Genomic DNA, 9347 nt, shown 5'->3' with positions numbered 1-9347 from the left:
AGCGCGCTGGTAGCCGCGTTCAGTTGCGACAGATGGGGTGTGCCGCGACTTCACCGGCATAGGTCAGGCGCACCAGCGTGCCATCGGCGCGCCGCTGGTAGAGATTGTCGCTGCATNCCCAGGCATGGCTTTCGGCCAGCAGCGAACGGGTGACCGGGTGTTGCGGGCGCAGGAAGATGTCCACCACGCGGCCCTGTTCGGCCACTGCGCCATGTTCCAGCACGGCGACGCGGTCGCAGATGCTGCGGATGACTTCCATCTCGTGCGTGATGAGCACGATGGTCAGGCCCAGCTTGCGGTTGATGTCCAGCAGCAGGCGCAGGATGGCTTGGGTGGTCTCGGGGTCCAGGGCCGAGGTGGCTTCATCGCACAACAGCAGGCGCGGGGTATTGGCCAAGGCGCGGGCAATGCCGACGCGCTGCTTCTGGCCGCCCGACAGTTGTGCCGGATACTGGTCGCGGTGCGGTTCCAGGCCCACCAGTTGCAGCAGTTCGGTCACGCGCGCGGCGCGTTGCTGGCGGCTGTAGCGGCCGGTGATCTTGAGCGGCCAGTCGATGTTCTGCGCCACCGTCTTGGCGTTGAGCAGGTTGAAATGCTGGAAGATCATGCCCACCCGCTGGCGCAGGCCCAGCAGGGCTTCATGGCCGAGGCCGGTGATGTCTTCGCCGTCGATGAGGACACGCCCGCTGTCGGGGCGTTCCAGGACGTTCAAGGTGCGGATCAGGGTACTCTTGCCGGCGCCGGAGCGGCCGATGATGCCGAAGATCTCGCCCTGGGCGATGTCCAGGTTGATGTCGCGCAGGGCGATGATGTCGCGCTGGCCGGCATGGTAGGTCTTGTGGAGTTGCTCGATGCGAATCACGTTGGTCAGTTCTAAGGAAACGGCCCCGAGTCTAACCTTGCATGAGCAGCATGGGAACTTATAAAAAGTTCTTAGCTTATCGGAGAAATCTGCAGTTCAATACTAATTGCCAGGAATGATGAGGCCTGGCGGCCCGGCGCAGAAAAAACTAAGTAAATCCCTGCCTTAGTTCGCCTCTTGCAGCACTTCATGCGCCAGCACCTGGCGCACGGTGGCCACCACGTAGTCGATTTCGGCCTCGGTAGTGCCCCGGCCCAGCGAAAAGCGCACTGCATTGCGCGCCACCTCCGGCGAGCGACCGATGGCCAGCAGCACGAAGGAGGGCGCGGCCGCAGCCGAGTTGCAGGCCGAACCGGCCGACACGGCGATACCCAGCAACTGGCTGCCCAGCGTGCCATAGCGCGTGGGCGGGAAGCTCACGTTCAGGTTGTGTGGTACGCGGGCTTGGGCGCTGCCATTCAATTGCACCCCCGGCAAATCGGCCAGGCCCTGCCACAGCCGGTCGCGCAGGGCGCGGATGCGCTGTCCTTCCGTCACCAGCAACTGGCCGGCCAGGGCGAAGGCTGCGCCCATGCCGACGATCTGGTGCGTGGCCAGGGTGCCCGAACGCATCCCGTTTTCATGACCGCCGCCATCGATCTGGGCTTCCAGCTTCAGGTTCGGGTTGCTGCGTACATATAGCGCACCGATACCCTTGGGGCCGTAGACCTTGTGCGCCGAAAAGGACATCAGGTCCACTTTCAGTTGCGCCAGGTCGATGGCGATCTTGCCGGCCGCCTGCACGGCGTCCACATGGAAGACCACCCCGTGCTCGGCGCAGACCTCGCCCAATGCGGCGATGGGCTGGATCACGCCGATCTCGTTGTTGACATACATGATCGAGGCCAGCAGCGTGTCCGGGCGCAGTGCGGCGCGCAACTGCTGCGGGGTGACCAGGCCATCGGCGTCCGGCTGCAGGTAGCTGACCTCGAAGCCGGCCTTCTCCAGCGTATGCATGGTGTCCAGCACCGCCTTGTGTTCGGTGGCCACCGTGACGAGATGCTTGCCGCGTCCTTGTGCACGCAGTGCGTGGGCTGTTCCCTTGAGCGCCAGGTTGTTGGATTCGGTGGCACCCGAGGTCCAGATGATTTCATCCGGGCGGGCGCCCACCAGGCCGGCCACTTGCGCACGCGCCTGCTCCACCGCGCGTCGCGCTTCCCAGCCGAAGGGGTGGGAGCTGCTGGCGGCGTTGCCGAACTTGTCGGTGAGGAAGTCGCACATCACGCGCGCCACTTGGGGATCGACCGGCGTGGTGGCGCCATAGTCCAGGTAGATGGGAAAGCGTAGATCGGCTGAGGGGCGACAGGGGGCAGGGGCGTTCATGAGGGTGTTCCGGGTGTTCAGGGTGATCCAGTTGAGCAGATGGGCCGGTGGCCCGCAAAGACAGTCACTGACAGTAACGCCGCGGTTCCGATTTGGATAACGACGTTGAGCGAATTTGTAGTGAATTTGTATATACGGTTTGCAGGGTTGCCAGCTGGCAAGGCAGGACGGCAGCGGGATTCCCGGTCACATGCTGCGTCCTGCATTTGCTTATACAAAATTATTATACTGAAATAGAATACAAGCAAACCTATAATTCGAAAATCATATGCAAGCACTTTGATCAAGGAATCTGATTTCGATGGATCTGAATCAGCTGGAGGCCTTTGCGGCGGTAATGACCCTGGGCAGTGTGACCGGTGCGGGTCGCAGCCTGGGCCGTTCGCAGCCGGCCGTCAGCAAGGCCATCGGCGAGCTGGAATCTGAACTTGGGTATGCCCTGTTCGACCGCAATGGCCCGCGCGTCACGCCCACGGCCAAGGCCTTCCTGCTCTATGAAGAAGTGGAACGCTCGCTGGTGGGCCTGCGCAGCATCCGCGAGCGCGCCCTCGAAATCGCCCGTGAAGAAGTGCATCCGGTCCACCTGATAGCCACTCCTGCGCTGGCCTCGACCATCGCCCCGGCGGCCTTGCAATTACTGGCCGGCGAGAAAGATCGTGCGTTCCCGGAACACATCCACCTACGCAGCGCCTCGGCCGAGCAGGTGGTGCACGCGGTCCTGCACCGCACTGTCAGCCTGGGGCTGACTTCGCTGCCGGTGGCGCACCGCGGCCTGGAGCTGCACTGGATTGGCGAAGCGCCCTGCGTGGCGGTGGTGCGCGCCGATCATCCGCTGGCCGGCCGCGACAAGCTCACCCGCGCCGCCCTGCGTGGCCAGCGCGTCATCACCATGTCCAATCGATATCGCCTGCGCCAGCGGGTGGAAACTGCGCTGGGCGAGGATAGCCGGCTGGATGTGGCCATCGATACCAATACTTCCTTCAACGCCATCATGGCCGCGCGCGCCGGACTGGGGGTGGCGCTGGTGGAGCCGGCCACGGCCTATGGGATGCCCATCGAGGGGATGGTGGTCAAGCGCCTGGCGGTGGAGATTCCTTTCTATTTCGGTGTGGTCACGCCCTATGGCAAGCCGGTCGAAGGGGTGACGCAACGACTGATCGATGCGGTGGAGACCGCCGCACGCCATACCTTGCAGGGCTTCGTCAAGCGGGATGCCAGCCTGCATGACGAATTGTTATAAATCATTTTGTAGCTCTGTGGCAGTACCGTAGCAAGCACGCAGCAGCGTCAACCGGGAAGGGCGTTGCATCATAAAACCCGAAACCAGACGATCACCGGCAATGACCATACCGAGCTCGTCTTTTCATGCTTTTGATGAGGCGATATGCAAGACACCGAACCGACATTGACCACGGCTGCAGCCCCGCAAGGACTGGCCGCCCTGGAAGCGCGCCTGCGCCAGGACCTGGACTGGCTGGCCCTGCCCGGCAAGGCGTGGACGCCCAAGATCGAGCGCGCTGGCGTGCCGGTGATCGATGTGGCCATCATCGGCGGTGGCCAGGCCGGCATGGCGGCCTCGGTCGCCTTGACGCACCTGGGCATTCCCAACGTCATCTATGACCAGTCGCCCAAGGATTTCGAAGGCCCATGGGCGACCACCGCGCGCATGGAAACCCTGCGCTCGCCCAAGACCCTGACCGGCCCGGCGCTGGGCTTTCCGGCGCTGACTTTCCGCGCCTGGTTCGAGGCACAGTTCGGCTTGGCCGCCTGGGAGGCACTGGACAAGATCCCGCGCCTGCAATGGATGGATTACCTGCGCTGGTTCCGCCGCGTGATGCAGCTGGATATCCGTAACGAGCACCGGGTGCTGGCCGTGCAGCCGCGCGCCGATGGCATCGTGGCATTGCAACTGCAATCGCCTGCGGGCCAATCGACCGTGTTGGCACGCCGCGTCGTCGTGGCCACTGGTCGCGATGGCCTGGGTGGCGCCTACCTGCCGCCGTTGGCCGGGCAACTACCACGCGATCGCTGGGCGCATTCGTCTGACGTGTTCGACTATCCCAGTCTGAAGGGCAAGCGCGTGGGCGTCGTTGGCGGTGGTTCCTCTGCCATGGACAGCGCGGCCACCGCGCTGGAAGAGGGGGCGGCGCGGGTCGATCTGCTGATCCGCCGCAAGGACCTGCCGCGCATCAACAAGGGCAAGGGCTCGGGCAACCCCGGCCTGGTCAATGGTCACCTGCACTTGCCGGATGCATGGAAATGGCGCATCCGCCACTATGTCAATGCACAACAGGTGCCGCCGCCCTCGGGCAGCACGCGCCGCGTCTCGCGCTTTGCCAATGCGCGCTTCCTGCTGGGCACCGCCATCGAGTCGGTGGAGCTCCAGCGAGATGGCACGCTGCTGCTGCAGACCAATCGCGGTCCGCTGGAACTGGATTTCCTGTTCTTCTCCACCGGCTTCAAGATCGACTGGAGCCTGCGCAGCGAATTCAAGGAGATCGCCCCGCACATCCTCAGCTGGAGCGACCGCTACACCCCACCCGCCGGCGAAGAAGACCAGGAACTGGCCGACTCGCCTTACCTGGGACCGGTGTTCGAATTCCAGCAGAAGACCCCCGGCAGCTTGCCAGGCCTGGAACGCGTGCACTGCTTCTGCTATCCGGCCGCAGCCAGCCATGGCACGGTCTCTGGCGACATCCCGGCCATCAGCGATGGCGCCTATCGCCTGGCGCAGGGCATTGCTGCGCTGATGTACAGCGAAGACGTGGAGGTCCACTACCGCAATATCCAGTCCTACGAAGAGCCGGAACTGGAAGGCGATGAATGGACCGAAGCGCCCTGGGAGCTGCCCGCATGAGTGCAGCGATTGCGAAAAGCGTGTTGCAGGCACTGATGGTGGTGTTGTTGATGACGGTGATCGTCTTCTTCGGCCTGCACATGATCGGCAATCCGGTCGATATCCTGATCGGCCAGGACGTGGACCAGGTGGACCGCCTGCGCATCATCCAGGAACTGGGGCTGGACCAGCCGGTATGGCGCCAGTACCTGGCCTTCCTCAATGGCGCGCTGCACGGCAACCTGGGCAATAGCTTCGTCTACAACACACCGGCCATCCTGCTGATCTTCCAGCGCCTGCCGGCCACGCTGGAGCTGGCGTTCGCCGCTCTGTTGCTGGCCCTGCTGGTGGGAGTGCCGCTGGGGCTGCTGGCGGGGATGAAACCGGATCATCCGTTTTCACGCCTGGTGATGACCACCAGCATCCTCGGCTTTTCGCTGCCGACCTTCTGGATCGGCCTGATGCTCATCATGGCCTTCTCAGTCACGCTGGGCTGGCTGCCTTCGGGCGGTCGCGGCCAGACCGCCGAACTGTTCGGCGTGCAGTGGTCGTGGCTGACTGCCGATGGCTGGCGGCACATGATCCTGCCGGCGATCAACCTGTCGCTGTTCAAGATTTCGCTGGTCATTCGCCTCACCCGCGCAAATGTGCGCGAGGTGCTGCCGATGGACTTCGTCAAGTTCGCCCGCGCCAAGGGTTTGTCGCCGGCACGGGTGGTGTTGATGTATGTCTTGCGCAATACCCTGATCCCGTTGGTGACCGTGGTCGGGCTGGAGTTCGGCTCCACCATTGCCTTTGCGGTGGTAACCGAAAGCATCTTCGCCTGGCCCGGCGCCGGCAAGCTGATCCTGGACAGCATCAATGCGCTGGACCGGCCGGTGATCGTGGCTTACCTGATGGTGATCGTGTGCATGTTCGTCACCATCAACCTGGTGGTGGACGTGCTCTACAAGATCCTGGATCCGCGTGTGCGAGTGGAGGCCCGGGCATGAGCACGCCGCACCCCGACAGCCATCTGACCCAAGAACAGGTGCGCGCCCGCGTGGCCGAACTGTCGGCCTTCCAGGCCCCGCGCCGCGAGTCGCCCTGGCGGCGCGTGCTGCGTCACTTCGTGGCGTCGCGCTCGGCCATGCTGGGGCTGGTGATCGTGCTGCTGCTGATCGTGGGCGCGGTGGCCGCACCGTGGATCACGCCGCAGAATCCCTATGACCTGATGCAACTGGATGTGCTCGATGCGCGCCTGCATCCTGGCACCATCAATGGCGCCGGTACCTATACCTATTGGCTGGGTACCGATGGCCAGGGCCGCGACCTGGTCTCGGCCATCCTCTATGGCTTGCGCATCAGCGTGGGCATCGGTGTGGGCTCGGCGTTGATCGCCGGCGTCATCGGCACGCTCATCGGCCTGCTGGGCGCGTATGTCGGCGGCAAGCTCGATACCTTGCTGATGCGCTTTGCCGATCTGGTGCTGTCCTTCCCCTCCATTCTGGTGGCGATGCTGATCCTGGCCTATGTAGGCAAGGGCATCTTCAACGTGATGGCCACCCTGGTGGTGCTGGAATGGGCCTATTACGCCCGCACCGCGCGCGGGCAGGCGCTGGTGGAGCGACGCAAGGAATACGTGGAAGCGGCACGCGGGCTGAACCTGTCTTCCTGGCGCATCATGGTGCGCCACATTCTGCCCAACTGCCTGCCACCGCTGATCGTGATCGGCACGCTGCAGGTGGCGCGTGCCATCACGCTGGAAGCGACCCTGTCCTTCCTCGGCCTGGGCGTGCCCATCACTGAGCCCTCGCTGGGGCTGCTCATTTCCAATGGTTACCAATACATGCTCTCGGGTGAATACTGGATCAGCTTCTATCCCGGCATCACGCTGTTGATCGTGATCGTCGCCATCAACCTGGTGGGCGACCGCCTGCGCGACATCCTCAATCCGAGGTGGCAGAAGTGAGCGCGACGACGCTGGAAGTGCGCCATCTGCGCACGCATTTCTTCACGCCCGATGGTGTGCTGCCGGCGGTCGATGATGTCTCGCTCTCTGTGGGGCGTGGTCGCATCCTGGGCCTGGTCGGTGAATCCGGCTCGGGCAAGAGCGTCACCGGGTTTTCCATCCTGGGCATGGTCGATGCGCCGGGGCGCATCGTCGGCGGCGAAATCCTGTTCCAGGGCCGCGACCTGGTGCGCATGGACAAGACCTCGTTGCGCGAACTGCAGGGCAACCGCATCGCCATGATCTTCCAGGATCCGATGATGACCTTGAACCCGGTGCTCAAGGTCGAGGCGCAGATGGTCGATGCCGTGCTGGCGCACAGCAAGGTGAGCCGCCAGCAGGCGCGTGAGCTGGCGCGTCAGACCCTGGGCATGATGGGCATCGCCAGCCCCGAGGAGCGCCTGCAGGCCTATCCGCACCAGTTGTCGGGCGGGATGCGCCAACGGGTGGCCATTGCCATCGCCATGCTGCACAAGCCTGACCTGATCATTGCCGACGAACCCACTACTGCGCTGGATGTGACCATCCAGGCGCAGATCCTGTCGGAAGTGCAGAGGCTGGCGCGCCAGCATGGCACTGCGCTGATCTGGATCACCCACGATCTGTCGGTGGTGGCCGGGCTGGCCGATGAAGTGGCGGTGATGTATGCCGGGCGCATTGTCGAGCAGGGCAGTGTGGATGCGGTGCTCGATAGTCCGCTGCATCCCTATACCCAAGGCCTGATCGGCAGCCTGCCCAGCAACAACCGGCGTGGAACGCGTTTGCGCCAGATTCCCGGCATGACGCCCAACCTGCTGCACCTGCCGCCGACCTGCGCTTTTGCCGCGCGTTGCGAGCGGCTCAGTCAGCACTGCCTGACGGCCCCAGCCATCAGCGAGCCGCAGCCGGCACATCTGGTGCGCTGCTATCACCCTATCTCGATGAAGGAGCACCATGGATAAGGCCGTCATCCCCCTCATCGAAACCCGCGCAGTCAGTCGTCGCTTTGGCCAGCGCCACCAGGGCTGGCTGGAGCGCCAGTTGCAGGCGCGCGGCTGGAGCCGCCCACCTGCCGTCACGCACGCACTCGACCAGGTCGACCTGAAGGTATTGCCGGGTGAAGTGGTCGGTCTGGTCGGCGAATCCGGCTGCGGCAAGTCCACGCTGGGACGCGTGTCCTGTGGCTTGCTGGACCCTTCGGAAGGCCAAGTGCTGGTCAATGGTCGCGATCGCGCCAGCCTCACCCGTGGCGAAGAGGCCCAGGCGCGCTTGCAGGTGCAAATGATTTTCCAGAATCCCTATGCCAGCCTGAACCCGCGCTTGCGCGTCGACCAGATCGTCGGTGAGGCGGCCCAGGTCAATGGCAAGGTCGAGGGCGGTCTGGATGACTATGTCTGCCGCCAGTTGCTGCGCGCCGGCCTCGATCCGGCCCTGCGCGACCGTTATCCGCACCAGTTCTCGGGGGGGCAGCGTCAGCGCATCGGCATCGCCCGGGCGCTGGCCGTGCAGCCACAGATGCTGGTCTGCGATGAAGCGGTGGCGGCGCTGGATGTGTCGATCCAGGCGCAGATCCTGAACCTGTTCATGGACCTGCGCGAAGAACTGGGCCTGACCTATCTGTTCATCAGCCATGACCTGGGCGTGGTGGAGCACGTGTCGGACCGCGTGGTCATCATGTACCTGGGCCGGGTGGTGGAGAGTGCCCCGGTGGCCGAGCTGTTTGACCAGCCCAATCATCCCTACACGCAAGCCCTGCTGGCCGAGGTGCCGCGCATGGGGGCGCGCAAGAAGGAATTCACCGCCATCAAGGGAGAAATCCCCAGCCCCCTAAATCCGCCGGGCGGCTGTCACTTCAACCCGCGCTGCCCGCACGCCACGCAGCGCTGTCGTCAAGAACAGCCCTTGTTGCGCGAAATTGCGCCGGGGCACATGAGTGCCTGTCATCTCAATGATGGCCGTTGAGATGGATTTGATGACCTAGAACCGAGCAGTCAAGAACTAAGAACTTGGATATCCCGCAGTGCTTACACCCTGACCACAGAGGAACCCGACCATGAAGAAAACTCTCCTGACCCGCCTGCTGGCCGTCGCCCTGAGCGGTGCCGCGCTGGCCGTTGCCGCCGATGCGGCGCGTGCGCAGAACCTCAACATCGCCTTTGCCGATCCGCTCTCTTCGCTTGATCCGCAACTGAACAATCACGCCGGCGACCGCTCGGTGGACCTGCATTTCTGGGACCTGTTGGTCCAGAACGACTACAACAAGCTGGTGCCAGGCCTGGCGGTGAGCTGGAAGAACATCGACCCCAAGACCTGGGAAT

8 protein-coding genes and 1 pseudogene are annotated in these 9347 nt (G+C 63.9%); 7 read left to right on the top strand and 2 right to left on the bottom strand.

What is annotated here, in order from left to right; genetic code table 11:
• Positions 1 to 19 precede the first annotated feature (19 nt).
• Positions 20 to 862 carry a methionine ABC transporter ATP-binding protein gene (locus tag I5W_RS12060; RefSeq protein WP_044529403.1) on the bottom strand — a complete coding sequence of 281 codons (843 nt, stop codon included), beginning with the start codon at positions 860 to 862 and terminating at the stop codon, positions 20 to 22.
• Between the two features lie 165 nt (positions 863 to 1027).
• Positions 1028 to 2224, bottom strand: coding sequence for an aminotransferase class V-fold PLP-dependent enzyme (locus I5W_RS12055; protein ID WP_044529401.1), 1197 nt, complete (start codon positions 2222 to 2224; stop codon positions 1028 to 1030).
• Positions 2225 to 2525: 301 nt separating this feature from the next.
• Between I5W_RS12055 and I5W_RS12050 the strand changes: the two genes are divergently transcribed.
• The 7 genes and pseudogenes from I5W_RS12050 to I5W_RS12020 all read left to right on the top strand — a co-directional run.
• Positions 2526 to 3464: a LysR family transcriptional regulator gene (locus tag I5W_RS12050; protein ID WP_044529400.1), complete on the top strand. Its 939-nt coding sequence runs from the start codon at positions 2526 to 2528 to the stop codon at positions 3462 to 3464.
• A 144-nt stretch (positions 3465 to 3608) separates the two neighbouring features.
• Positions 3609 to 5081 (top strand): NAD(P)-binding domain-containing protein, encoded by a 1473-nt coding sequence (locus I5W_RS12045; RefSeq protein WP_044529399.1) that lies wholly within the window; start codon positions 3609 to 3611, stop codon positions 5079 to 5081.
• Positions 5078 to 6052, top strand: coding sequence for an ABC transporter permease (locus I5W_RS12040; RefSeq protein ID WP_017454162.1), 975 nt, complete (start codon positions 5078 to 5080; stop codon positions 6050 to 6052). The genes I5W_RS12045 and I5W_RS12040 overlap by 4 nt, the downstream gene beginning before the upstream one ends.
• Positions 6049 to 7011: an ABC transporter permease gene (locus I5W_RS12035; protein WP_044529398.1), complete on the top strand. Its 963-nt coding sequence runs from the start codon at positions 6049 to 6051 to the stop codon at positions 7009 to 7011. The genes I5W_RS12040 and I5W_RS12035 overlap by 4 nt, the downstream gene beginning before the upstream one ends.
• Positions 7008 to 7991, top strand: a complete 984-nt coding sequence (locus I5W_RS12030; RefSeq protein WP_044529402.1) for an ABC transporter ATP-binding protein — start codon at positions 7008 to 7010, stop codon at positions 7989 to 7991. The genes I5W_RS12035 and I5W_RS12030 overlap by 4 nt, the downstream gene beginning before the upstream one ends.
• Positions 7984 to 8991 carry an ABC transporter ATP-binding protein gene (locus I5W_RS12025; RefSeq protein ID WP_044529397.1) on the top strand — a complete coding sequence of 336 codons (1008 nt, stop codon included), beginning with the start codon at positions 7984 to 7986 and terminating at the stop codon, positions 8989 to 8991. Before I5W_RS12030 ends, I5W_RS12025 begins: the two co-directional genes overlap by 8 nt.
• 91 nt (positions 8992 to 9082) lie before the next feature.
• A pseudogene (locus I5W_RS12020) lies at positions 9083 to 9347 on the top strand (ABC transporter substrate-binding protein); the annotation flags it as partial.

This window comes from Herbaspirillum sp. B65 (genome assembly GCF_000333555.1).
In the GTDB taxonomy this organism is placed as follows: domain Bacteria; phylum Pseudomonadota; class Gammaproteobacteria; order Burkholderiales; family Burkholderiaceae_D; genus Herbaspirillum; species Herbaspirillum rubrisubalbicans.
This window is presented reverse-complemented; position numbering and strand designations above follow the sequence as displayed.